The sequence below is a fragment of the Parasphingorhabdus litoris DSM 22379 genome (genome assembly GCF_020906275.1).
Lineage (GTDB): Bacteria > Pseudomonadota > Alphaproteobacteria > Sphingomonadales > Sphingomonadaceae > Parasphingorhabdus > Parasphingorhabdus litoris.
Genome location: NZ_CP086727.1, coordinates 23,084 through 48,175 on the forward strand (window position 1 = coordinate 23,084; position 25,092 = coordinate 48,175).

The 25,092-nt window shown below is 54.1% G+C and carries 26 protein-coding genes; 6 read left to right on the forward strand and 20 right to left on the reverse strand.

What is annotated here, in order from left to right; translation table 11 throughout:
- Positions 1-26 precede the first annotated feature (26 nt).
- From BS29_RS00140 to pdeM, 4 genes are read right to left on the reverse strand one after another with little or no spacing between them, the layout of a single operon-like run.
- Positions 27-1,286, reverse strand: coding sequence for an adenosylmethionine--8-amino-7-oxononanoate transaminase (locus tag BS29_RS00140; RefSeq protein WP_229954925.1), 1,260 nt, complete (start codon positions 1,284-1,286; stop codon positions 27-29).
- Positions 1,286-1,912 carry a dethiobiotin synthase gene (bioD, locus tag BS29_RS00145; protein WP_229954926.1) on the reverse strand — a complete coding sequence of 209 codons (627 nt, stop codon included), beginning with the start codon at positions 1,910-1,912 and terminating at the stop codon, positions 1,286-1,288. Before bioD ends, BS29_RS00140 begins: the two co-directional genes overlap by 1 nt.
- Positions 1,909-3,051 carry an 8-amino-7-oxononanoate synthase gene (locus BS29_RS00150; protein ID WP_229956898.1) on the reverse strand — a complete coding sequence of 381 codons (1,143 nt, stop codon included), beginning with the start codon at positions 3,049-3,051 and terminating at the stop codon, positions 1,909-1,911. The genes bioD and BS29_RS00150 overlap by 4 nt, the downstream gene beginning before the upstream one ends.
- A 17-nt stretch (positions 3,052-3,068) precedes the next feature.
- Complete coding sequence (pdeM, locus tag BS29_RS00155) at positions 3,069-3,809, reverse strand: ligase-associated DNA damage response endonuclease PdeM (protein WP_229954927.1); 741 nt, start codon at positions 3,807-3,809, stop codon at positions 3,069-3,071.
- A gap of 81 nt (positions 3,810-3,890) precedes the next feature.
- On the opposite strand from pdeM, the gene trhO reads away from it, so the two are divergent.
- Both trhO and BS29_RS00165 read left to right on the forward strand, forming a co-directional pair.
- The gene (gene trhO / locus BS29_RS00160) at positions 3,891-4,829 is read left to right on the forward strand and encodes an oxygen-dependent tRNA uridine(34) hydroxylase TrhO (protein ID WP_229954928.1); all 939 of its coding nucleotides are present in this window, start codon (positions 3,891-3,893) and stop codon (positions 4,827-4,829) included.
- On the forward strand, positions 4,826-5,479 hold the full coding sequence (locus BS29_RS00165; protein ID WP_229954929.1) for a glutathione S-transferase: 654 nt from the start codon (positions 4,826-4,828) through the stop codon (positions 5,477-5,479). The genes trhO and BS29_RS00165 overlap by 4 nt, the downstream gene beginning before the upstream one ends.
- Here the strand turns inward: BS29_RS00165 and BS29_RS00170 are convergent.
- The 5 genes from BS29_RS00170 to BS29_RS00190 all read right to left on the reverse strand — a co-directional run bounded on the left by BS29_RS00170 (position 5,469) and on the right by BS29_RS00190 (position 11,736).
- Entirely contained in the window at positions 5,469-6,443 is a 975-nt protein-coding gene (locus tag BS29_RS00170) for a retroviral-like aspartic protease family protein (RefSeq protein ID WP_229954930.1), read from the reverse strand. The genes BS29_RS00165 and BS29_RS00170 overlap by 11 nt on opposite strands.
- An 81-nt stretch (positions 6,444-6,524) precedes the next feature.
- Positions 6,525-7,508 (reverse strand): aspartyl protease family protein, encoded by a 984-nt coding sequence (locus BS29_RS00175; protein ID WP_229954931.1) that lies wholly within the window; start codon positions 7,506-7,508, stop codon positions 6,525-6,527.
- Positions 7,509-7,568: 60 nt separating this feature from the next.
- Positions 7,569-10,004, reverse strand: coding sequence for a ligase-associated DNA damage response DEXH box helicase (locus BS29_RS00180; protein ID WP_229954932.1), 2,436 nt, complete (start codon positions 10,002-10,004; stop codon positions 7,569-7,571).
- A gap of 31 nt (positions 10,005-10,035) precedes the next feature.
- A complete protein-coding gene (locus BS29_RS00185; RefSeq protein ID WP_229954933.1) occupies positions 10,036-10,707 on the reverse strand; it encodes a crotonase/enoyl-CoA hydratase family protein in 672 nt (223 codons plus the stop codon).
- 81 nt (positions 10,708-10,788) lie between these two features.
- Complete coding sequence (locus tag BS29_RS00190) at positions 10,789-11,736, reverse strand: MBL fold metallo-hydrolase (protein ID WP_229954934.1); 948 nt, start codon at positions 11,734-11,736, stop codon at positions 10,789-10,791.
- A 135-nt stretch (positions 11,737-11,871) separates the two neighbouring features.
- Between BS29_RS00190 and BS29_RS00195 the strand changes: the two genes are divergently transcribed.
- Positions 11,872-12,993, forward strand: a complete 1,122-nt coding sequence (locus BS29_RS00195; protein ID WP_229954935.1) for an AI-2E family transporter — start codon at positions 11,872-11,874, stop codon at positions 12,991-12,993.
- On the opposite strand, the gene BS29_RS00200 is transcribed toward BS29_RS00195, so the two are convergent.
- The 7 genes from BS29_RS00200 to BS29_RS00230 form a co-directional block, all read right to left on the reverse strand.
- Positions 12,956-13,363 carry a DUF1801 domain-containing protein gene (locus BS29_RS00200; protein ID WP_229954936.1) on the reverse strand — a complete coding sequence of 136 codons (408 nt, stop codon included), beginning with the start codon at positions 13,361-13,363 and terminating at the stop codon, positions 12,956-12,958. The genes BS29_RS00195 and BS29_RS00200 overlap by 38 nt on opposite strands.
- Positions 13,364-13,472: 109 nt before the next feature.
- Positions 13,473-13,931: a DUF6194 family protein gene (locus BS29_RS00205; RefSeq protein WP_229954937.1), complete on the reverse strand. Its 459-nt coding sequence runs from the start codon at positions 13,929-13,931 to the stop codon at positions 13,473-13,475.
- Positions 13,924-14,625, reverse strand: coding sequence for a helix-turn-helix transcriptional regulator (locus BS29_RS00210; protein WP_326838508.1), 702 nt, complete (start codon positions 14,623-14,625; stop codon positions 13,924-13,926). Before BS29_RS00210 ends, BS29_RS00205 begins: the two co-directional genes overlap by 8 nt.
- 9 nt (positions 14,626-14,634) lie before the next feature.
- Positions 14,635-14,937, reverse strand: a complete 303-nt coding sequence (locus tag BS29_RS00215; protein WP_229954938.1) for an antibiotic biosynthesis monooxygenase family protein — start codon at positions 14,935-14,937, stop codon at positions 14,635-14,637.
- A gap of 100 nt (positions 14,938-15,037) precedes the next feature.
- Positions 15,038-16,447, reverse strand: coding sequence for a phosphoglucomutase/phosphomannomutase PgmG (gene pgmG, locus BS29_RS00220; protein ID WP_229954939.1), 1,410 nt, complete (start codon positions 16,445-16,447; stop codon positions 15,038-15,040).
- Between the two features lie 107 nt (positions 16,448-16,554).
- Positions 16,555-16,989: a J domain-containing protein gene (locus BS29_RS00225; RefSeq protein WP_229954940.1), complete on the reverse strand. Its 435-nt coding sequence runs from the start codon at positions 16,987-16,989 to the stop codon at positions 16,555-16,557.
- Positions 16,990-16,992: 3 nt separating this feature from the next.
- Positions 16,993-17,805, reverse strand: a complete 813-nt coding sequence (locus BS29_RS00230; protein ID WP_229954941.1) for a division plane positioning ATPase MipZ — start codon at positions 17,803-17,805, stop codon at positions 16,993-16,995.
- A gap of 363 nt (positions 17,806-18,168) precedes the next feature.
- On the opposite strand from BS29_RS00230, the gene BS29_RS00235 reads away from it, so the two are divergent.
- The gene (locus tag BS29_RS00235) at positions 18,169-18,738 is read left to right on the forward strand and encodes a fasciclin domain-containing protein (RefSeq protein WP_229954942.1); all 570 of its coding nucleotides are present in this window, start codon (positions 18,169-18,171) and stop codon (positions 18,736-18,738) included.
- Between the two features lie 52 nt (positions 18,739-18,790).
- On the opposite strand, the gene BS29_RS00240 is transcribed toward BS29_RS00235, so the two are convergent.
- The 4 genes from BS29_RS00240 to BS29_RS00255 are packed head-to-tail and all read right to left on the reverse strand — an operon-like array spanning position 18,791 to position 23,105.
- Complete coding sequence (locus BS29_RS00240; protein ID WP_229954943.1) at positions 18,791-20,215, reverse strand: efflux transporter outer membrane subunit; 1,425 nt, start codon at positions 20,213-20,215, stop codon at positions 18,791-18,793.
- On the reverse strand, positions 20,215-21,252 hold the full coding sequence (locus BS29_RS00245) for an efflux RND transporter periplasmic adaptor subunit (RefSeq protein WP_229954944.1): 1,038 nt from the start codon (positions 21,250-21,252) through the stop codon (positions 20,215-20,217). The genes BS29_RS00240 and BS29_RS00245 overlap by 1 nt, the downstream gene beginning before the upstream one ends.
- A 12-nt stretch (positions 21,253-21,264) precedes the next feature.
- Positions 21,265-21,972 carry an ABC transporter ATP-binding protein gene (locus BS29_RS00250; protein WP_229954945.1) on the reverse strand — a complete coding sequence of 236 codons (708 nt, stop codon included), beginning with the start codon at positions 21,970-21,972 and terminating at the stop codon, positions 21,265-21,267.
- Positions 21,969-23,105, reverse strand: a complete 1,137-nt coding sequence (locus BS29_RS00255) for an ABC transporter permease (RefSeq protein ID WP_229954946.1) — start codon at positions 23,103-23,105, stop codon at positions 21,969-21,971. The genes BS29_RS00250 and BS29_RS00255 overlap by 4 nt, the downstream gene beginning before the upstream one ends.
- Positions 23,106-23,211: 106 nt before the next feature.
- On the opposite strand from BS29_RS00255, the gene BS29_RS00260 reads away from it, so the two are divergent.
- Positions 23,212-23,862: a TetR/AcrR family transcriptional regulator gene (locus BS29_RS00260; RefSeq protein WP_229954947.1), complete on the forward strand. Its 651-nt coding sequence runs from the start codon at positions 23,212-23,214 to the stop codon at positions 23,860-23,862.
- 134 nt (positions 23,863-23,996) lie between these two features.
- Entirely contained in the window at positions 23,997-25,088 is a 1,092-nt protein-coding gene (locus tag BS29_RS00265; RefSeq protein WP_229954948.1) for a Gfo/Idh/MocA family protein, read from the forward strand.
- Positions 25,089-25,092 lie beyond the last annotated feature (4 nt).

Consider the following 25,092-nt stretch of genomic DNA (forward strand, 5'->3'; position numbering starts at 1 on the left):
TGTAATCTATGCCGTTTTTTTGATTGTTATGCAAAATGAACGATTGCGTCTGTGATCGCGCGATAAACCGCCGCGAGTTGCGCATCGGAAATACAATAAGGCGGCATGATATAGACCGTATTGCCAAGTGGTCGCAGCAATATGTTGCGATCAGCGAAAAAGCGAAGAAGATCTGGGCCTATGGCGGACATGTAATTGCCGCTGGAATCGTTTATTTCGAAAGCCAGTATCGTGCCGCATTGGCGTATGCCGGAGACATTTTGATGCGCTGTCAGCTTTCCGGCAAAATTCTCATGTCGCTCCACGATATGATCAATCCGCTGCTGTACTGGCTCTTCTTGCCAGATCTGCAAATTGGCATTGGCGGCCGCGCAGGCAATCGGATTGGCGGTGAAGCTGCTGGAATGAAAAAATGTTTTGGTGCGATCTTTGGAAAAATGCGCATCATATATCGGCGCGCTTGCCGCGGTGATTGCAAGTGGGATCACACCCCCGGTCAGGCCTTTTGCCATGCATAATATGTCTGGCGTGACGCCCGCTTGTTCACAGGCAAAAACACTGCCGGTGCGACCCCAACCTGTCATGACTTCATCCGCGATAAACAAAACATCATGGCTTTGGCAGATGTGCTGCATTTCGCGGAGCATATCGGGCGCATAGACTTTCATGCCACCTGCACCCAGAATCAGCGGTTCTACGATCAGCGCGGCTGGCGGGTCGTCTTGATCTCCGCAAAAAGCGGTCAACGCATCAAGGCAAGCTTGCTCGGCACCGGATTCGGGAAAAGGAATGGAACCCACGTCAAAAAGCAGCGGCGCATAGGCATCATTAAAGACACCGCGCGCACCGACCGACATGGCGCCGATCGTGTCGCCATGATAGCTGTGATCCATAACCAATATGCGATGGCGCTGTTGCCCGCGATTATGCCAGAAGCCCAGCGCCATTTTCAGCGCGACCTCTACAGCCGTCGATCCGCTGTCTGAAAAAAAGATATGGTTGAGTGTGTCGGGGAGAAAACCGGACAGATTTTTCGCGAGTTTCTCGGCGGGTTCATGCGTCCAGCCCGCGAAAATAATCTGGTCCAGCTGTGCACTTTGCTCCTGTATCGCTGATACTATCTTGGGATGGCAATGGCCGTGGGTTTGCACCCACCAGCTGGAAATCGCATCAATTATTGCGCGCCCATCTGTTGAGTAAAGCGTTGCGCCCTCTGCCCTCACAACTTCGGGAATGTCTTGGCCAAGGCCATGCTGTGTAAACGGATGCCAGATTTTTGGGGTCATCAGGAGAAATCCGGCACAGAAAAATGCGCATGAAAGGCGGCGATAAGGGACGCGGCCGATAGGTTTTCGATAATCGGCAGACGGCCCAGCTGCTTCACGTCACCGATGCGGCATATCGTGTTCTGACTGTCGGCAATTTCATCTCCGATAAAAGCGACACCCAGGATGGGGACATGGCGGCTGCGCAGAGCTTCGATGGTCATCAGGCTATGGTTGATTGTACCCAGCTTCGTCGATGCAACAATGATTGTCGGGCATTTCCAAAGTGCAAACAGATCAGCATAGAGCAGATTGTCATTGATCGGCACAAGCGCCCCGCCTGCCCCTTCAATCACCAGGGGGCCATCGATTTGCGGAATAGGCAGATCATCAGCGGATATCATGACGCCATCTTTTGCTGCCGCAAAATGCGGGGACGCGGGTGTTTTGAGACGAAAAGTCTCGGGCAGAATATTGCCGGATGCAATGCCGCCCAGCCTTGCGACGGCCTCACTATCGGTTTCACCATCGAGACCCGCCTGTACCGGCTTCCAATAATGGGCATCGAGCGCAGCGGTAAGCGCCGCGGCGAAAACGGTTTTACCGATATCGGTATCGGTGCCGGTGATCACGAAATTCCGACTCATGCGGCATGCATCCTATTTTGCGCTTCGGTCAGTGCGTCGGCCAGTGACATAATATCCTCCTGAGAGATGTTTAATGTAAGAGACAGGCGCAGACGCGCGGTGCCGGCTGGTACTGTGGGTGGCCGGATCGCACGGACATCAAAGCCCTTTTGCTGTAGAGAGGCAGCGATATGAACGGCGGTGCTGTCATCACCAATGATGACGGGAAAAATCTGGCTGCTGGCGCGAGAGGAAGGACAAAGACCGCCCAACCGGTTTTCAGCCAGCGATATGTGATCCTGCAGCTGTGTCTGCAATGCAGGGTTTTCGGCAATATATTCTATCGCTTTGTGCACCAGATGGGCGGTAAGTGGGCTAGGCGCGGTGGAGAAGATAAAGGGCCGGGCACGGTTGATAAAAAAGTCGTGCAAGACCTTGGGCATGGTAATCAACCCACCTTCAACGCCGAGAGCTTTGCCGCACGTACGCAGGACGATGATATTATCCTGACCAGCAAGCGCGCCGGTCAACCCAACGCCGCCTTTGCCGAAAACACCGACGGCATGGGCCTCATCGATGATCAGCATCGCCTCATGGGTGCCAGCTATCCCGGCAAGCTCGGCAAGCGGTGCCTGATCCCCATCCATGCTGTAGAGGCTTTCCACGGCTATCCAGACTGTTCCGTTGTTTCCGGCGCGGCGATAGGCAGTTATCTTATCAGCGATGTCTGACAGCATATTATGCTGAAAGCTTTGCGTTTCTGCGCGGCCCAACCGCATGCCGTCATGGCTGCTCGCATGAACCAGCGCGTCATAGAGAACCAGATCACCTGTCTGCGGCAAAGTGGAGAATAGAGCGAGATTGGCGGCATAGCCGGTGCTGAAGAACAGGGCGGATTCAGCGCCATAATGCTTTGCTGCAAAAGTCTCGAGAGCCTCATGTTCCGGATGATTGCCGCCCAATAGTCGCGACCCGCCGGAGCCATGGGCAATGCCATTATCCAAAGCGCTAAGCGCCGCCTCCTTTAAGTAGGTACAGCGTGCCAGGCCGAGATAATCATTGGATGAGAAGTCTTTACCGGCAGGGTTAATCAAGGCGCGTTTGCGACCCGCCTGATCAAGTCTATCCAGTTGTTGGTGAAACGGTTCGAATCGCGACATCGCCGCGCTGTTAGCAGTCAATTATCGGCTATGGCCAGAGGTAATGCGAGTTGCGTTTTTTGCACGGTTTCTTGCTGCGCATGGGATGACGCACATGCGAAACCAAGATCAAACCGAACGAGTTTTTCTTTCAGAGCGATGACCGCTTCAGCCGGACCGGCAACGGCCTCCTCAATCGCGCAATGATTGGCCGCCAGACCGCCGGTTAAAGCGCCGAAAGCCGGCATGATCAAATGCTTTTCACCTTTTACAAAGCAGCGCCGTGAGACATGCCGTCCGCGCACCGGCACGCGCAATTTGGGATGAAAATGACCGGAAATTTCTGGCAATTTGGTATTGGCGGTCGCCTCGTGACGCAGCGCAAGGCCTTCGCCAACCCATTCGGCCATCACCTCGCCGCCCCACAGGCCGCTGACATCGCGGTCATGATTGCCGCTAATCCAGATCCATTGCCCAGCATTTGTCAATCGCTTGAGCAGCTGCGCCGCTTCCGTTTCCAGTCGTGCCTCACCCTGGTCATCATGATAGTTGTCGCCGAGACAGAAAATTTTCTCCGCGCCGGTCTCGGTGATCAATGATGCCAGTTCATCGAGTGTCGCCCGGCTATCATAGGGCGGTAGCATCTGTCCCTGCAGCGCATAAAAGCTCGCCTTTTCAAGATGTAGATCGGCCACCAACAAGGCCTTTTGCGCTGGCCAATAGAGCGCTGCTGGCGCGACCACATGAAATAGGTGATTGGCGAACGAAAGGGGAACCATTGCTCTGCTATGCGATGATCCGAGCGTGCGTGCAAGCGGGAAGGGTTGGAATTTCACCAAGCAGGCGACTATATGCGCGCCATGACGGAATCAAATTTTTCTTACAAGGTGGCGGCGCTCTATCATTTTGCCGTGGTTGATGATCCTGCGGCCCTGAAGCCGGATATCCTCGCGGCCTGCGAAGCCAATGCGCTAAAAGGTACAATCCTGTTGGCATCTGAAGGCATTAATGGGACGATTGCGGGCGCCCCTGATGCTATTGATGCAGTAATCGCATTTTTGCGTGACTTGCCCCAATTTACCGGGCTGGAGGTCAAATATTCTGAGGCCGAAGACATGCCCTTTTTGCGCATGAAGGTCCGGCTGAAGAAGGAAATCGTGACCATGGGTGTCGATGGCATTGATGCCGCGCGGGCCAAGGGAGACTATGTCGATCCCCAGGAATGGAATGCGATGATTGCGGACCCCGATACAGTCGTGATCGATACGCGCAACGCCTATGAGGTTGCGATTGGCAGTTTTGAAGGCGCTATTAACCCCGACACCGAGACATTTCGGGATTTTCCGGCATGGTTTGATGATTTTGCCAAACAGCTGCAGGAAAAATCGGAAACGCAGCCCAAGATAGCCATGTTCTGCACGGGCGGCATACGGTGCGAGAAGGCAACGGCCTATGTGAAAGCACAGGGCTTTGACGATGTTCACCATCTGAAAGGTGGCATCCTTAAATATCTTGAAAATGTGCCGGAAGAACAGAGCAGCTGGAAAGGCGATTGTTTCCTGTTCGACCAGCGCGTAGCGGTTGGCCATGGGCTTAAAGAAAGCGACTATGATCAATGCCATGCGTGCCGAATGCCTTTAAACGCAGAGGAACGTGCATCCAATAAATATGTTCCGGGTGAAGCCTGTCCCCATTGCTATGATACACGGACCGAAGAACAGCGCGCCCGCTATCGTGAACGTCAGCGCCAAGTTGAAAAGGCGGCACAAGAAGGCCGCCAACATCTGGGCAGTTCATGACCACCGCGCCGATCCTTTATAGTTTTCGGCGCTGTCCCTATGCGATGCGCGCACGCATGGCGCTATTGATCAGCGAGACGCCGGTGCGGTTGCGGGAAGTGGTGCTGCGCGACAAACCGGAAGAAATGATCAGCGCCTCCCCAAAGGCGACGGTACCGGTGCTGGTTCAGGACGATGGCGTGGTGATCGATGAAAGTCTGTCGATCATGTATTGGGCGCTGGAACGCCATGATCCAGAAGGCTGGCTGGATCAGGAAGAGGCGGGCCGCGAATGGATTGCCGAGACGGATGGCGACTTCAAGGCCAATCTCGACCGCTATAAATATCCGACGCGCTACGAAGATGTCGATCCTATCGCTCATCGCAGCGCGGGCCTGAAATTTCTCGAAAAGCTTGATGTGCGCTTATCAAAAAAGGGGCAATTGCTCAGGGAGAAGTCCAGCCTGGCGGACCATGCGATTTTCCCCTTTGTTCGCCAATTTGCCAATAATGACCGCGTCTGGTTTGATGCGCTAACGCTACCAGCGCTGCAGACATGGCTGGCGGGACATTTGCAATCGGATCTTTTCCTCACGGCAATGAAAAAATATCCGCAATGGAAAACCGGCGATCCGGAACCTTTATTCGGGATTCATGAAGCTACGATCTAATTCGGGTGGCTTTCGGCTTTTCATATTGCCGCTTGGTATCCTTAGGCAGCAGGAAATGGATTTTACGCTTCTTGAAATCGATCGCAACCTGGTCAAATTTGCGCAGCACATCCATACCGAGCAATAGCGCCGGTTTCTTGGCCATGCCCAATCGCTCAAAAGGCGGGGCGTCAGCAAAGGCGACAGGCAGGCTGTCAAATTGTGCGCGGCCTATGCGGAAATCTCGCGCCGTGCCAAATTCCACGCCCAATGTCTGGCCGGTAACAGCAATAAGGCTATTCTCTTCGCCCAGCTCTTTGGCGCGCCTTATCAACCGTTTCTTCAGAACCTGATTGGCGATCGAGACCTGCGCACCCGTATCGACAATCACATTCACTTTAACGCCGGAAATGGTGGCTTCGGTGAAGATAAGCTGGCCAGATTTGCGGCGGGCTGTAACCACAATCTCGCGGCGTGATGCCATGGATTTTGGTTTTGCCGTATCTTCGATGGCAATCTGATTGTTGATGAAGTCAAACAATATGCGTTGATCTTGCAGCCCATCAAGACCCAATATGCCGTCCGCGCCGATATGCCGGGCCTGCAAAACTGGCGCAATCAGGCTGTCATAGCTCTTTCTGCCAAGCGTCAGTTCGGGAACATAAACCATATCAACGATGCTGCTGCCTGCGATACTAATGAGCTCTGCCGGCTCTTCCTCATCCAGTGCAAGCCTTGTGGCTATTTTACGGGACAATACGGTTCGCTCTGCACCAGTATCGATAACAAAGGAAAAAGGCCCACGGCCCTCAATGCTGACCGGCACAGTCATTCGCCGGGCACGATCCTCGTCAATATCGACAATTTCGCTGTCCGCTTTTGTAAGAGATCCCGGCTGCACCGATTGACCCATCGGCATCGGATAGGCGAAAGCCAGCGCCGACGCGACGATTCCGGGAAGCAGGTTGGAAGAAAATATCGGCATTACACTCTCCGAACAAACTTTATTCTAGTCGCTTGTACCACCAAAGCAGATTATTATCAAAATCCGGTAGCCGGAAATCCATTAGGACGCATCTTTGGGCAACAAGAAATAGATTTTGCGATTAGCGAAATCGATCGCCATCCGGTCAAATTTCCTTAGCGCATCCATGCCTAGGAACATCGCGGGCTTTTTATCCAGCTTGAGGGCAGCAAAGGGCGCAATATCGGCAAATGCGATGGGAATGACGCCAAATCGCGCACGCCCAATATGCAATTCACTAGCGACGCCATAGTCTGCAGCTATCGAGCGACCGGTTACGTCGACAAGATTAATCTGTTGCAGGGCCGACCGCTTCATCCGCAAGCGGCGCTGCAGCGCCTTGTTGCCAATTGACAATTCCCCGCCGGTATCAATGATGACGCTGACTTTGATCCCCGAAATTTCGGCATTGGTAAAAATCAATTGACCGGAACGCCGCCGCGCGGTCACAACAATCTCCCGGCGTGAGCGCGCCTTTCGTTTCTGGGATGTATCCTCCACGGCAATGTTGCTGTCAATAAAGTCAAACAGGATGCGCTGCCCTTGCAGGCTGTCGAGACCCAATACGCCGTCAGCGCCGATATTGGTTGACCGGAATGTGGGCGCCACCAACCCGCCATAGCTGCGCGTGCCCAAGGTCAGTTCCGGCACATAGACGGTTTGGACAATCGTGTTTCCCGCGAGCGCAACGATATTGACTTCTTCTTCCAGTTCCAGGGTCAGGCTGCCGGCGATCTCTTTGGACAAGATAGTACGCTGGGCGGCAGTATCGATAATGAACTCGAAAGGGCCGCTGCCTTCGATGCTCACAGGCACGGTCATGCGCGCCTTCTGGTCTTCGGCGATGGCAATTTGTTCCGCATCCGGCTTGATGAATTGATCGGGCAGACGATCAGCCAATATCGCCTCGGGTTCGACAATTTCCGGTATCGCGGCGGCTGCTTCTGGCAAAGGCGCTGCCGGCTCAGCTATTTGTGCTGAAAATAGCAGTGGCAAAACCGCACTTATGGGGGGAAATATACTCATCAATGTGTAGATACCCCAAAATTCGAGTGGCGACAAATATCTTGAAGGTAATGGCCGCCACTAATCGCCGCGCATCGCTTCTTCGATCAGGCTTTCTGCTTCGATAAGCAGCGCGTCGTCAGTGGCGCCCTGTGCGACATGTTCGCGGCCGATCATCACCAGTACGGGAACGGCTAAAGGGCTCACGCGGTCGAGTTCGACATGCACCATAGAGCCTGCCGCCCGTTCCAGCAGATCGCCCAGCCGCGCAACATCGGTCATTCTGGCACGAGCATCTGCCCAGGCAGCCTGCATCAACAGATGATCGGGTTCATATTTGCGCAATACATCGAAAATCAGGTCGGTTGAAAAAGTCACCTGTTTGCCGGTCTTGCGCTTGCCGGGATGTTGGCGGTCGACCAGGCCGCTGATGACCGCCACTTCGCGAAAGGCGCGTTTCAAGAGATAAGAGCCTTCGATCCAGTCGAAAAATTCGTCTTCCAAAATGTCTGCGCTGAATAATGGTGCCGGATCGGTAACAGGCTCGACGCTCCAGCAGGCCAGCGCATAATCATTGGCAACAAAGCCGATGGGTTTCAGCCCCCGGGTTTCCATCCGGCGTGTTAGAAGCATGCCAAGTGACTGATGGGCGTTCCAACCTTCAAAGCTATAGGCCGTCATATAATGCAGCCCCTCGTGCGGGAAGGTCTCGACCAATAACTCTCCCGGTTCAGGCAGCCGCGATCGGTGGTCCTGCATTTCAAGCCATTCGCGCACATCATCGGGGAAGCGCGCCCACCCTGCCCGGTCCGTCAAAAAGCCGCGCACGCGGTCTGAGAGATGCGTGGTCAGCGGCAGACGCAGACCCATATAGCTGGGGATCATCGCCGCTTTCTTGGTCGCCCGTACAATGACGTCCGATGTGTCGAGCTTGATCAATTCCAGGCTCATGCCCGCAAAGAAAAATGTGTCGCCGGGGCTCAGGATCGCAGCGAAGCTCTCCTCGACCTTGCCGAGGTTGCGACCGTTTTTGAACCGCACATTCATCATCGCGGCATCAACTATGATTCCGGCATTCAACCGGTGCTGGGTCGCAAAGCGCGGGTGGACAAGATACCAAACGCCCTTGTCATCCCGCCTTAACCGCTTGAACTTGTCATAGGCTTTTAGCGCATAGCCGCCATCGCGTGTGAAGCCGAGCACGCGGTCAAAGGTTGCCTTTTCGAGCGCGCTATAAGGCAGGGAGGCTTGCAGCTCGTCGAGCAGATCATCTTCCTGAAACGGCGCGGCGCAAGCGCAGGTCATGACATGCTGCGCGAGCACATCGAGCCCGCCGGGGCGAAACGGCTCGCCGTCACGCTTGCCTTCATTGACGGCATCGAGCGCCGCTTGCGCCTCAAGATATTCAAAACGATTGCCCGGCACCAGCAGCGCCTTGGAAGACACATCCAGCCGGTGATTGGCGCGGCCAATGCGCTGTAGCAGCCGCGAGCTGCCCTTGGGCGCACCCATTTGAATCACACAATCAATATCGCCCCAATCGACACCCAGATCTAGGGAAGCCGTGCAGACCAGCGCACGCATCTTACCCGATGCCATGGCATTTTCTACCTTGCGCCGCGCCTCTTTTGACAGGCTGCCGTGATGCACTCCGATCGGTAGTGTGTCCTCATTTATTTCCCATAATTTCTGAAAGATAAACTCGGCCAGAAAGCGCGTATTGGTGAAGACCAGTGTCATCCGGTTGGCCTTGATCTGCTCCATAACCTGGGGAACGGCATAGACGCCGGCATGCCCCGCCCAAGGCACACGGATCTTGTCGCCTTCTGGGGTCTCGGGAATCATGATCGCGATGTCGGCAGGTGCACCCTCTTCGCCCAGCACATGGGTAACGGCATCAATATCACCATAGGGCGCCAGCCAAGCGCGAAAATCATCAGGATCAGCCACGGTTGCCGACAAAGCGGCACGGCGCATATCTGGTGCAATCCGCTGTAGCCGGGCAAGTGATAAGGAAAGCAGATCACCGCGCTTCCCGGATGCAAAAGCATGCACCTCATCGATGATCACGTGTTTCAGTTTCGCAAACAGCGTGAAACTGTCTTCCTGACTGAGGAGCAAGTTGAGCGATTCTGGTGTGGTCAGCAATATCTGCGGCGGCTTTACGCGCTGACGCGCCTTGCGATTGGCGGGCGTATCGCCGCTGCGGGTTTCCACCTTGATCGGAAGGCCCATTTCATCAATCGGCGTCAGCAGGTTGCGCTGCACATCGACGGCCAGCGCTTTCAGCGGTGAAATGTAGAGCGTGTGGAGGCCGTCAAAATCGGGCTGCTCGATCAGATCAACCAGCGTCGGCAGAAACCCGGCCAGTGTCTTGCCCGCGCCCGTAGGTGCGGTGAGCAAGGCATGTCGCCCTGCCCTTGCCGCTTCCAGCATTTCCAACTGATGGCGCCGCACCGTCCATTTACGGGAGGCAAACCAGTCAGAAAGAGGTTCGGGAAGGACTTGGCCGCTCATCACTTCACCATAAGCAGCTAAGCCGAGATATCTAGTAGGTCCCTATCGCCGCTTCAATGCGATCGAGCGTGGGTTTGCGCACCGCCAATTTATTGGCTCCATATGCGCGGCCGGCAAGTTTGCTGAGCAGTTCGGCCTGTGCTTTTGCCGTTTCCATAACCTGTTCGGCGTCAACCAATATGTCGATATATCCCACGTCCAAAGCTTCCGCTGGCTCATAGAGCTGCGACTGAATCAGCGCTTGGGTAAGTTTGCGACCGTCCAAACGTGCTTTGGGAAGTTCAACCGCAAAGACCGGCAGATTCATATTGTTGATCGTTTCGTTGGCACCGTATCGAAACGCCCCTTTCGCGCCGATGCGGGTGTCGCAAGCCAGCAACAGAAACGCACCCATGGCAATGGCATGGCCGTTACATGCGGCAATAACCGGAACCCGGCTGCCATAGATTTTGATTAGCATCCTGCTTGCCTGATCCAGCAGCTCGCCAGATCGCGCCGCGCCTTCAGCGGCCAACCATTTGAGATCAAATCCGCCGCTGAAGACACCTTCGCGGCCCGAGAGGATAATGGCTTTTGCGCCACTTTCCGCTTCATCGAACTTGGCGACAAAATCTGCCATCCAATCAGGGTTGATCGCATTAGCCTTGCCATCATCCATTGCCAGATGGGCAATGTCCTCGTCTATCCTGACTGTAATACTCATTTCGGCCTCCTGACTAAAATTTAATCAATCAATTAAATTTGATCAGAAAGCAATTGCTATTTGTGGCAGTGAAAAAGAGGTCTAGCGTTTCAATTCGGCCATTAGCCCGAATAATTGGGTGACATCAGGGGGCGTCGTGTCGCCTGCATATTCCCGGTATAGCGTCGAAACATTGACCGCGATCCGTTCGCTATCGCCCCAGCTGGAAAAGTCGCCCAGCTTGATATCATGGGCCGCATCGCGCACGGACAGCCCGGCGTCATAACGTTTGCGCGCTTCACCATCGATAAAATGCAGATAATCCTGAACGCGCCGGACGCCGGCAATATCGGTAATAGGTCCATGGCCAGGAACGATTGTATCGGGATTGAGATCGATAATATGATCGCAAGCAGCAATCCAGTTGGACACTGGCCCCGCCCACATGATCGGTGTGCCTTCAATGAACAATATGTCGCCGGTGAAGACGGTTTTGTCGTCAGGTACATGGACGAGCACGTCACCAGCGGTGTGCGCCGGGCCGACTTCGATCAAATCGACCCGCTTGTCACCGACCGTCACGCTATATTCACCGCTAAATGTTTTGGTGGGATGTTTTTCCGAGACATCGGTAAAATCAAAGCTGCCGAAAATGTCGACGAGATATTGCCCGGTCGGCCCCAAATCTTTTGCTTGCGCCATGATCGCGGCAAGAGCCGGAGCCGGCAGTTCATCCATCTCTTTCGCACTTGCCTCTGACGCAATGATTTCGGCATGCTGGCAGCAACCATTGCCATGCGTATGATCGCCATTGGCATGGGTATTGACGATGGTGCCAATATCATCCGCGCCAACGCCCGCCGCATCTGCCATGGTAGCCAGCATTTCGCGGGTGAGACGGGCATCGAACAACGTGTCTACGAGCAGCGATTGACCTCCGTCGGTAATCAACCCGGCATTGGACCAACCCCAGCCGCCATCGGGTTGCAAATAGGCGAAAATGCCATTGCCGGTTTCGTATAAGCCTTTCTGGAACGGGATATTGTCCATGCTATCTCTCTCTATGTTATTTTGTTTTCGGCGTTTTGACAGCTTTCAGCCGATTTGGATAGTGGAGCAAAGCTGATTGATTTCAGCACTTATTGTGTAAAAATGGAATTCATTCTATCAAACGAACCGAAATCTATGGATGAATCAGAGCGCCCTCAATTTGGAATAGAACGGCTTTTCGTGCTCGCGCTGCTGGTGATCATCTCGCTGGCCTTTGCGATGCTGATCGAGCCTTTTTTCGGTGCGATTGTCTGGGGCGTTGTCGTCGCGGTTTTGTTTCAGCCGGTTTATCAGAAGATATCGGGCTGGCTGTTTCCGCGGGCCAACCTTGCGGCGTTTCTAACCCTGATCCTCGTCATATTGTTGGTAATCGTGCCCGCCATATTGCTCGGTATGGCCTTGGTGCGCGAGGCGACCAGCGCCTATGCCAGCATACAGGCGGGGGAGATTGATTTTGGCGGGGCGTTTATAGCCTTTCAACAAAGCCTGCCAACATGGATGCAAAATGAAATTGCAGCTCTTGGCTATGGCGATCTGGCCACCGTGCGGCCGCAGATTGAAGAGGCAATTGGCAGCAGTCTTGAATTTCTGATCGCGCAGGCGCTCAGCTTTGGCCAGGGCGCGTTTCGGTTCCTGCTTGCTTTGGGCGTTATGCTCTATCTGACCTTTTTCCTGCTGCGCGACGGTCGCAGCTTGGCGGCGCAAATAGAGAATATCGTTCCGCTGTCAGGGAGCAAAAGTGCGATCCTGATCGACAAGTTTTTTGTCGTGATCATCGCAACGATCAAAGGCAGCTTTGTGGTTGCGTTGCTGCAGGGGACAATTGGTGGCCTGATATTCTGGGCCCTTGATATTCGCGGGGCTTTGCTGTGGGCCGTGTCGATGGCGATATTGTCGCTAATCCCGGCCATTGGCACCGGTTTTGTCTGGGTACCAGTCGCGATTTATCTGATCGTCACTGGGGCAGTCTGGCAAGGCATCGTCCTTATTCTCGCGGGCATATTCATCATCAGTCTGGTTGATAATATTGTCCGGCCGATACTGGTCGGTCGCGACACGCGTATGCCAGATTATGTCGTTCTGATCTCAACCTTGGGCGGTCTGCAACTGTTCGGTTTCAACGGTATAGTGATTGGTCCGCTATTGGCGGCCTTGTTTATAGCGGTATGGCGCATTTTTGCCGAGATGAACAAGACCGAGAGAGAGCGAATGGCGAAGGTCAGGATCGCAGATGATAAGTCAAAGCCATCGCCATGATATGCTTCACCGCTTCGGTAGGGAGCGGTTTATCTGCTTCAAAAATGACGGCGCGGTTGCCTTCGAAATGCAGGATTTCGCCGTAAAGCTCTCTCCAGCGGGCCACCAAATCGGTGCCGCAATGGACATAGAGAGCGCAATTGCCAGCGGTCTTGGCATTGGCGTCAATGCGAATGGTTGTACCGGATTTGCTGGATGACGGCAGGTAGGAAGGCTGTCCCCATTTCAAGGTTTCTTCCAACGGGCCAATTCTGTCATCATGCGCCGCGACTTCAAAAATAAGCGATCTTAGCTGCTTGAGCCGGTCTTGTGCGGTTTCGGAATAGGAATCGAACACCGATTGTATCTGCGAAGGTATGTTAGCGTTCATGGCGTCATCCTGCTTGGCTCGGGTTGCAATATTCAGAGCATTCTAAAGTTATATTATAATGGGATATTTGCAAATCCAGAGGTAAGGTCTTCATCTCCCAAAGCCGCCATTAGCCTTTGATCTTCTTATCAAAAGTCGCGATCGCTTTGTCTCTAGCATGAGCGATGAGCGGCTTGCATCGCGCCCAAGTGCCAATCGAAGGGTTGAGAACAGCAATCCAACCGATCCAGCCATACGAGGGGTGGGGAATTAACCGGTCGAGCTCGGTGAAATCCCAAGGCCCCTCGACCGTTTTGCCTTTGGCGGGTCGCGGAGGACGCGGACCGAAAAGTTCTTCGAATGCTTTAACAGGTGTCCCAATGTTGAGCCGCCAGACACCCTCCCGGTCAAGATGGGACCCTTGATCGTTCTCGCCATCCTTCTCTTTGATCGTAGCAAAATAGGTGCCGCGTGGCAGGCGATCGCCAGGATTATGGAAAAAGGCAGTTTCACCCCATGCTTGCACGACGTTCACGCCGTCGAGGGAAGCGAGATGATCAATGGCAGTTTGGATGTTCAGGTCAGCCATGTTCCTCGTTTCCAGTCAGCTGTGCGCTGATAAGCGCGAGATAATCTTCCAGGGTCTTGCCCGGCTCGCTCTCGAAAGTGGTGTCCGTTATCTCGCAGCGCTCGATCTGATCGACGCGAAACACACGAAAATCGCCTCGCTGTTCGCACCAGGCAGAGAGGGTCCATACGCTCCCCCAATACTCCGTCTGCAATGGTCGAACGACACGCTGCGAACTCTCGCCCGCGAGCGACGTATAGGTTAAGCTCAGCTTGCGCTCTTCGCGGATAGAGCGCCGAATGGTTGGAAGAAGGCTCAAACCTTTTTGCGCGGTATCGAGAGCATGAACATCGAAGCCCCATTGGGCGGGTGCACGGCGACGAAGCGCGCTGTGGCCCTCAATCTTCCGCGACAGTGAAGCTGCGGCATTGCGCAGCTCTTCGTCGGCCGCTTTAGCAACTATGGCCATACCCAGTGTCAGCGCCTCAAGCTCCTGTGACGAGAGCGCCATCGGTGACAGAAACACGGGTTCTCGCAAAAGATATCCAAGCCCGCGCTCCCCATCAACAGGAACACCAGATGCGGCCAAGGTGATCATGTCACGATAAATCGTACGCTCCGACACCTCCAACATGCCCGCTAGATCCTGCGCACGGTGTAACCGCCCATCGCTCAGGATCTCGACGATTTCGGCAAGGCGTTCGGACCTGCGCAGCGGCGTATCCTAAGCTGTTATTTTCAGCGCCGCGTGACGCATGGACACGGAAGGACCGTCGATAACGCTCACGAAAGGCCGAGATTTTTCATCCTTGCCGATAAGATTGGCCGCCGCTTTCGCTGCTTCCATAGAAGTCCATTCGATATGCTCGATCCATTCACCCTCTTCAGTGCATGAAAGATTTCGCGCAACGAAGCCGGGCTGTTCTTTGACCCACTCGCTCATCAGATTGGCCTTCTCATGAAAGGCGGCCTGATCCGTGCCCTCTGTCAGTCTGAAAATGACGCATTCAATGACATGCTCGTTCATGGTGTTCTCCTTTACCTTAATGAGAACTCCATGGGGAGGCTTTATGACAAAAGCTGTCAGTAGTCGTCATCTGCGACATTAGCACCGGACATCAAAACAGCTAGTGCCCCACGGTTTCTCCGCGTTCCAATCCGGATAGCGCCAGCTGCTCGTCAATTTGCGCCATTAGTCTTTCCAGGCCATCTTCGGATTTGGCTTCAGCACGCGCTACCAGCACATCTTGCGTGTTGGACGCCCGCAAGAGCCACCAGCCATCTTCGGTATTCACGCGCGCGCCATCGGTGTTGTTGACTTCTGCCCCGCTGGCCGCGAGCCGTTCCAATATCTCATCAATCACCGCAAATTTCCGGCTTTCATCGACCTGAAAACGCATTTCCGGCGTGTTGATCATTTCAATCATATCACTGCGTAACTGGGTGATGCTTTTGCCAATATTGGTGGCGGCCTGAATCAGGCGAACCGCAGCATAGGGCGCATCATCAAAGCCATAATAATCATGTTTGAAAAAGACATGACCGCTCATTTCGCCGGCGAGAGGCGAGGAAACCTCCTTCATTTTGGATTTAATCAAACTATGCCCAGTCTTCCACATCAGCGGCTGCCCGCCAAGCGCGGCGATCCGGTCATAAAGCGCCTGTGATGCCTTCACATCCGCGATTATCGTGGCCCCAGGCTCCGATTTCAGGACGTCTTCGGCGTAGATTTGCAAGAGCTGGTCGCCCCAGATCACCCTGCCCTCTCCGTCAATCGCGCCGATCCGGTCGCCATCCCCGTCAAAAGCAATACCAAAATCGAGCTTCTTCTCCGCGACAAGCGCTTTCAAGTCAGCGAGGTTCTTTTCTTCGGTCGGATCAGGATGATGATTGGGAAAACTACCATCGACATCAGTATAGAGAAGATGATGCTCACCGGGCAGCAAGGCGGTGAGCTTCTCGATCACCGGACCGGCTGCGCCGTTGCCAGCATCCCAACCGATTTTCATTGCGTCACCGCTGAAATTCTGGACCAGCCGCGCGACATATTCATCGACAATATCAATGCGGTCCAGCGTTCCGACAGCGCCGTCGGTTGGGCTGTCCCAATCACCGCTCGCCGCCATCGCGCCGAGTTTCTGAATATCCGCGCCAAAAAATGGCCGTCCCTGAAACACCATTTTGAAGCCGTTATAATTGGCGGGATTATGGCTGCCGGTTATTTCGATGCCGCCTTGTACCTGATCCAGCGTGCACTCTGCATAATATAGCATGGGTGTCGGGCCCATACCGATCGAAACGGCATTGACGCCAGCATCATTCAACCCCTTGATCAGCGCCTCTTCCAGCATGGGGGAGCTGGTCCGACCGTCATAGCCAGTGGCCACTGCCGTACCCCCTGCCCGCGCTATCAATGTGCCGAAGCCGCGGCCAATAGCATAGGCGTCTTCTTCACCCAGTGTTTCTCCGATAATGCCGCGAATATCATATTCCCTCAGGCTGGATGGGTCGAACTGATGGGATGTGCGTGCGGTCATGAATTATATTTCCTTTTGGAGAAATTTTTGTCGAGTTGTGACAATGGCACAATAATATAAAGGCCGTGGTGCAAAAGCTAGTGCTAGTGTCGCATCACTCGGGCAGTTTAACGGTGATTGAGGGTTTCGAGTTCTTCGAGCAAAATGTCACGGGCTCTGTTTATCTGACGCGCAATCTGCTCATCGCCGCCCCGATCAGGATGATGCTCGCTCAGGCGTTCGCGCCATGCAGCATTGATCGCGTCCCGATTGGCGCTGTCGGTGACGCCCAAAAGAGACCGGGCCCGATCGATTTCGAAATTGCGTGGTTTGCGCTCTTGGGGTTTTTTGAGTTTCGCCGCACCGAGAATCTTTGAACCGCTCCATGCGGCTGCTGCGACGATAAGGCCGCTGCCCATTATCCAGTTGCCACCGCGCATCAAATTGACACCGAGCAGCGCAATTGCAACCGCCAGCCAATCATTGGCGTTCATAGTTTTGGCGCGGCCGGACAGGAACAGCGCGGCGATCACTGTGGCGCTGAGGACCAGCATGAACGTCATCGGTCAGGCGACCAGTTGGGGTTTGCCGAAGCTTGGTCGTTCGCCTTCCGGCTGCGGCAGCGCAAGATGTTTGATCAGCTCTCGCAATTCCTGACGCGCGGCAATATGGCTGGTGGCAAGGCGCCCCAGATGTTGCTTGTCGAGCATCGTGAGTCCGGCGGGGAATAGCTCACGGTAGATGACGCGTTCGCTCAAGCCCGGGATGACACGAAACCCAACGCGCTGGGACAATTCGGTCAAAGCAGAGATGACACGCTGCATGTTGTGGGCTTCCACATGCTGGGTGCGGTTGCGCAAGACGACCCAGTCGATGGTCGTGCCATCGGCTTTGGCGCGTGCTTTGCGCGCTTCCCAGATGAGTTCGGCATAAAAGCTGAGCTTACGCACCTTGAACGTTTCTGGATCAACTTGCCCGATAAGATCGAAATCAACAAAACTGTCGTTAATCGGCGTGACCAGCGTATTGGCGCGTGTGGCAACGAAGCGCGCAAATTTGTCGTCACGGCCCGGCGTGTCAAAAAGAAGATAATCAACGCCATGGCCCATCCGCTCGACCAATTGTTCGAGACGGGCGAGATTGTCTTGGTCAAAAACTTCGAAATAGGGCTGCGGGATATCAATGTTCAGCCGGCTCATCGTCGCTGCGCGATTTTCGAGATAGCGATAGAGTGTGCGTTGACGTGGATCGAGGTCGATGACAGCGACTTTATGCCCCTGATAGGCAAGCGCAACAGCCACGTGAACAGCGGTCGTTGATTTTCCTGTACCGCCCTTCTCATTGGCAAATACGATATGATGCGCTTTACTATCGACCATTTGCTTTGCACCCCACTCTAATGGCAATTTTTATCTTGCCCTAACCCTGTTTTCCCTAGCTATTTCTGCGATAGCTGTGCTCCAGTTTCACACGCTTATCACCGCAGAAAGGTTAAGTATTTCGCTCAGGACATCTTGGCAAAAATCGCTATCTTGACCGAGGTGCTAACCTAATCACCCCTTGATTAAAAGTGTCAGTGATAAAAACTTGTAAACACCATTATCCTGATGACCGGCGTCTCTCCGATGAAATACCGAAAATTCCAGCAAAAAAATTGAAATATGATCGCGCTTTTTCTCGAACTCTTTGCTATCGCCCGGCCATTAATGATATGACATAAAAACCCCTAAGAAAGGCAAGCCATGAATACCCTCTCCAAATTGTTCCTCACAACCGCCGCATTGGCAACGATTTCCGCATGTTCATCCGAAATGAGTGAAGAAGAACAGGCGATATATGATGCGCGCCAGGCAGAAGAAGCGAAACCAACCAACCTAACCGCGATTGTTCAAGGCAATCCGGACCTGTCTACGGCCAGCACTATGGTCGCCATATCCGGCATCGCGGTTGAACTGAAAGACGATGGACCTTTCACGGTCTTCGTAGCGTCCAACGATGCGTTCAACAAAATGGATCAGGAAGAACTTAACGGTTTGATGACAGCGGAAGACAAAAGCGAGCTTGCCAGCATGGCGAGATTTGGTTTGGTTGAAGGTGATTTGAAAACCGCAGATATCAAAAAAGCAATTGCCGATGGCGGTGGAACGGCCAGCCTGACCACATTACAAGGCGGCGATATCAAAGCGACATTGGAAGGCGAAAAGATCGTGCTCGAAGATGGCGCAGGCAATAAGGTAAATGTGCTTGAAGCTGACATTGAATCGAGCAACGGCACCGTTCACATCATCGATACTGTATTGCAGCCAAAATAAAAACGGCAGCTAGCGATATTCTATCGCTAGCCGTAAGCCTTTAAACGCAAAACTAGCTGCTGCCGCCTAGCGCCAACCACAATGCAATGCGGGCACGGTGCAGGCGGCCGCGCGCCAGGTCCGTTGAACTGCGAACAGCGTTCAACTGTCTCTGCGCATTGAGCACAGCCCGGAAATCACTCAGACCGCGGCGATATCGGATGGATGAGAGGTTGACGGAATCTTTCTCAAGCGCTTCCTGCTGTTCCAGCAAAAGCACTTCTCGGCGCGCAGCATCGACTTGGCCATAAGCGGCTTCGGCATCGCCCAGCGCTGTAAATACAGCGCCGCGATAATTGGCAAATGCCTCTTTGGACCCGGCCTTGCTCGCGTCAATCTCGGCTTCTATGCGGCCAAAATCAAATATTGGGCCTGCGATTCCTGCACCCAACGTCCCGACAATGGCATCATTGGTGAACAGATCACCCAATGCCAGCGAAATGAGACCGAGCGCGCCTGACAGCGTCAACTTGGGAAAGCGTTGCGCAGCAGCGGCCGCGACATCGGCATCTGCGGCTTTTAAACGCGCTTCGGCCGCGGCAATATCGGGCCTTGCACGGAGCATGGTCGCAGGCGTGGTGACAAAGTCGCTGGCTGGATCAAAGGCTGGGCGTACTTCTGCCAAGGCGGCAATGACGGTATCGGTAGGCTGACCGGTGAGTGTTACCAGAGATCCAATGATACGCGCCCGTTCCGCGTCGAGAGGCGCGAGCTGGGCTTCCGCTTGTGCGAGCAAGGTCTCAGCCTGGACTGCATCCAAGCCTGGAGAAATGCCGGCCTTTGACCGCGTCTGTGTCACGTCAAGCAGACCCTTGGCTGCTGTCCGGTCGCTTTCAAGCGTCGCTTTGCGCGCCAGTAACGTGCGCCAGTCAATCACATTGGCACCAATGGCCGCGGTCAGGCTTTGCCGAACGCCTTGCGCATCTGCCTCCGCCGCATCGATACGGATAATTGCCGCGCGTTCACTGGCACGAAGCTGGCCGAAAATATCGGGATCCCAGCTGGCTAGAATATTGGCGCCATAGGTGGTGATGTAACGATCAACATCAACGCCGGGCGGCAGGTTACCACCAAATGTTGCTGTATTGATACGTTGACGCGTCACACTGGCATCGCCGGATATATTCGGCTTGCGATTGGCATTGGCTCGTGCGGCCTGCGCACGGGCCAAGTCGATGCGCGCCAAGGCGGCAGCCAGTGTCGGCGCATCGGCCAGTGATGCTTCGCGCAAACGCTCGAAACCGGGATCGCCGGAGGGCAGCAGCGCGTCAATTTGCGAGCGATCTTGTTGCGCAACATCGGGGGCAAGGGCGAAATTTTGGGTGGCCGTCAATCCAATCGCGTCCAGGGATCTATCAGTCGGCTGCCCAATTGACGCACATGCGGACAGCATCATTGCGCTACCGGCCAGAAGGGAAAAACGGGGGAGGCGGGGCATTATTTTTCATCCTTCTGGGCGTTTTGTTTTTTCGCCTGACCTTTGGTTTCTGCCCGGACAAATGCATCAGCCTGTTGTCCAACAAAAAAGCCGGAATTGGGGGGCAGGGCGTAGATAAGCTGCAGCACGCGAACATCCACTCTTTCGCTGGCGGAATTGGTCAGGGAAACCTTGGGTGTGACCAGTGGCTCCGCTCTTACAAAAGTGGCCTCGACGCGTTTCGATGCATTGCCACGCGGGCTGATTATGGCCTTTGAACCCATTGCGACCCGGCTGATTTCATTCTCGTCAATATCGATCCGAACATGCAGAGGTTTGGTATTTCCAATTTCCATATAGGGGTTATTGCCGCCATTGCCCTGCATACCGCCAGGATTGACATATTCGCCTGGACGGATGTCCACATTCAGAACTTCGGCACTAATGGGTGCGCGAACGGTCAAGCGCGATAGATCGGTTTGTGCGCTGGCGCGCGCCGCCTGTGCCGCACGTATTTCCGCATTGGCTTGTTTAATCTGCGCACGGGCGTTGCGCATGGCACCCTGTCGATCGATAATCTCGGATTTCGAAAAAGCCCGGCTATCTTCAATCCCGTCATATAACGCCAGCTGTTGCCGAGCCGTTGTCAAGGCTGCCTCGGCTGCGGTGCGGGCACTGCGTGCGCGGGTGATGGATGCATTGGCTTCGGTGATCCGCGCACGGATATCGCGATCGTCCACTGCGAAAAGTGGATCACCGCGCGTAACCTGCTGTCCCGGCGTCACATCGACACGCATCACCAGTCCCGGCAGGCTGGTGCCAATACTGATAATCTCGCTTGATGGTTCTACCACGCCGGCTCCAGCAACACTCGGCGCCCCGTTAAAGGCTCCGCTCGCTTCCGGTGGTGTGGCCTGCGTTTGGCGCAGCTTTCGGTCTGGCTGCCCCGTGATCACCATGATCGCAGCGACAATGATCGCAATGATCGCCAGCACCGACAAAATCGTGCCGGTAGAGCTGAAATTGCGCAAACGTTGCAAAATCGATCCTGTAGCCATTGCTTGAGTCTCCTAGTGTTCCGGCATCTCTTTGCCGTCATAAGTAATGCGTCCGTCCTCCATCACGAGAATGCGATCCGCGAGGTCGAACACCCGATTGTCATGCGTCACGATGATCACCGCGCGATCCTCTTCCAGTGCGACTTCGCGCAGCAGATCCATCACACGACGGCCCGATTTTGCATCAAGTGCGGCTGTAGGCTCATCGCAAACTACCAGCTGTGGGGCGTGCACCAGCGCTCTTGAAATCGCCACGCGTTGCTGCTGCCCGCCAGAGAGCTGACGAGGCAGTTTTTCCGCCTGGTCTGCAATGTTGAGCCGGTCGAGCATCTCTCGCCCGCACTCCACTGCCTTGCTGCGTTTCATGCCGGCGGCAACAAGCGGCACAGCTGCATTCTCGGCAGCGGTCAAAGTGGGAATGAGGTTATATTGCTGAAAGATAAAGCCAATCGTGTCGAGGCGGAAGCGCACCAGGTCATTGTCGGACAACGCATAAATATCCTCGTCAAACACAGTGACGCTGCCTTCGGTAGGATAGAGTATGCCTGCAATGATAGAGATGAGCGTGGTCTTTCCACTCCCGGATTCTCCAACAAGATATGTGAGTTCGCCAGAACGGATATCAGCATCAATGCCGTGGAGCACGCGGATCGTTTGTTCCCCGGCGCCAAATTCCTTGACGATATTGCTGACGGATATGGCTGCGCCGTTTTTGCTCACCGGAACACCTCCGCAGGTTCAGTCTTAAGGACGCTGCGCAGTGCCAGCCAGCCAGTGAGAAGGATGATCACCAGCACAACCACGGCGGTTGCTACCGGAATTTCCCATGGAACATAGAAACCTTTGAAATCAGGGACTTCGGCATTGCCATAGATGAACACGACCGCACCCAATATGCCAAAACCATAACCGATCATCCCGACCAGAAGCGCCTGTGCGGCAACCATCTGGCGTATCTTGTTATTGGTTACGCCGATGGCCTTTAACGCGCCAAATTGTTTGATATTGTCGCGAATGAAGAGGCTGAAGGTCAGTCCGACGATGGCAATGCCAACAACGACACCAAGCGCTACGGTGATCCCGAAATTGATCGGAATGCCGGTATTTTCAATAATGAAATCCACACCGTCTTGCGCAAACTCGTCTCGCGTCCTGGCGCTTAGCTGCGTCTGCTCAGAAATGCGGCTGGTGATTTGCTTAAGCGGTTCATCCTCTTCCGCCTTGGCGATAACAAATGTCATGCGGTTGCGCGTGCCCGGAATGAAAGACAGTGCGTTGGAATAGCGGGTATAGAGCGTGACCTGACTGGTGAAGCTGGGGTCAATATCGACAACGCCCCGGATAACGGCCCGGCGGTCATTTAACTCCAGGCGCATACCGATAGGATCGACATCGGGACCAAATAGTCGCGCGGCACCAATTTCATCGATCAAGAGCGAGTCTGGCTCATATAATACTTCGCGTGGGCCCTTGATGATATTTTCGGGCAGGCCGATCAATGTGCCGTCATCGACACCCACTAGCGAAACCCCTTCCAGATCGCCTTCCGGGGTACGAACATTGGCATTAGCGCGCAGCATGGGCACTGCCCAGGCCACACCTTCTACAGAGCGCACCTTGTCGAGTGCGGTAGATGGCATCGGAAAGGTAACATCGGCGTTGCGACTGGCTCTGTCCATGACCCAGATGTCGGCCGTTGGTACGTTGTAAACCGGCGTGGCACCACGCTCAATCAGGTTGACGAAAATCGTGAGCTGCTGTGAAATGAGTAGCGCTGAAAAGGCCACACCAAAAAGCAAGCCGAAGAATTTTTGCCGGTCTCCGGTCAACATTTTTACCGCAATCCAAATCATGGGGGGAGGGTCCTCGATTGGTTTTCGTCACAATGAATCACTTGCAGCGACAGATAGCGCCGCATATAGTGAACGTCAACGTTTAATTATACGGGACCGTTCACTAATGGGATCAAAAGCGCAATCTGGCCGAAAGGCCGTAGCCGGGCGCCCGGTGGACGAAGTCAAAAGGCAAATCATTGTGGAAGCCGCTTGCAAGCAATTTTTCAACCATGGGTTTGCAGCTACAAGTATCGAAGCCATTGCGGCGGATGCCGGTGTATCCAAGGTTACCATCTATAACCGGTTCGGCGGCAAAGAAGGGCTTTTCACGGCAGCTGTGGAGAATGAGTGTGACAATATGCAGCACAATCTGTCGATTGATATGGACGATGAGTTGAGCCTGCGTGAACAGTTGGTCACTTTCGGCGATAATATGATCCGCTTCCTTGAGCGGCCAGAGATTACTCGGATGGAAGTCCATCTGCCGGTTGAGGTTGAAGAGAATCCTGCATTGGGCAAGTTGTTCCTCGACGCAGGTCCGCGGCGTATGCTGCGTTTTCTATCTAGGCTGCTGAGCGAATCCGCGAAGCGCGGTGAAATTACGGTGAGCGATCCGGATCAAGCAGCGGAACTATTGGCGGGCATGTTCAAGGGAATGGCTGATCTTGATCGCCGTTTTGGACAACTGGATCCTGCAACGGCTCAACAGCAGACCGACAAACGGATCAAAAGCGCCGTAGATTTATTTCTGCGCAGCCATCAATCCCAGAATTGAAAGATCGCTATCTCGTTTTTCACTAAATACCGAAGCCCAAAAGAGCCATTGCAGTTTTTGAAGATTGCATTTGTAGATGAAACCATTTCAGACGGATGAGCATTACCAATCGGATTTGAAAGGCCTCTGGCAGAATGAAACGTTACGGGATTATCGGCGCGGGAATGATGGGGCGAGAGCATATCAGCAATATCGCGCTGGTTGAGGGCGCAGAGCTGGTTGCACTCGCTGATCCCCATTCCAGATCGCTGGAACAGTCCCTGGCGCATGCCAAGTCAAGCGGCTTTGATCCGGTAACCTATAGCAATCTATCCGATATGATCGGACAAGCATCGCTTGATGCAATCATTATCGCTGCCCCAAACCATGAGCACTATGCAATCATGCAAGCTGTGATGCAGCATCCGATTGCCATACTGCTCGAAAAGCCGATGTGTACGACCGTTCCGGATGCCAAAGCTCTGCATGAGGCTGCGCGAACCTATCCGAACTTGCTCTGGGTTGGACTAGAATATCGCTACATGCCGCCTGTCACCAAATTTATTGAGAGCGTGCACAGCGGCATGACGGGTCCGGTGAAAATGCTATCGATTAGAGAGCATCGCTTTCCCTTTCTTGAGAAAGTCGGCGACTGGAACCGGTTCAGTGAAAATACAGGCGGGACGCTTGTCGAAAAATGTTGCCATTTCTTTGACCTGATGCGGCATATCTTGCGCGATGAGCCAGTGCGCGTTTATGCGACAGGCGGTCAGGATGTGAACCATCTTGATGAGCGCTATGATGGCAGGCAACCGGACATTCTTGATAATGCCTATGTGGTTCTGGATTTCGCAAAAGGAACACGCGCCGTTCTTGATCTGTGCATGTTTGCGGAAGGGTCCCAGGAACAGGAAGAAATCTATGTCCTTGGTGACAGAGGGAAATTGCAGGTTGGCATTCCATCGGCAAATCTCACATGGTCTCCGCGCGATAAAAGTGGGCCAATTGTGGAGTATATTGAAACGCCTGCTGACGCCCTGCAAGCTGGCGATCATCATGGCGCTACATTTTTCCAACTGACAAAATTTCACGACGCATTGGTCAATGGCGGTAAAGCGGAGATTTCGACATGGGATGGGTTGCGATCGGTTGAAATCGGTGCGGCTGCCCATCAGTCGATCGATACCGGATTGCCGGTCGATTTGGCTCCCGTCAATTTCAATGAAGCAACTGGGGACAGGCCATAATTGC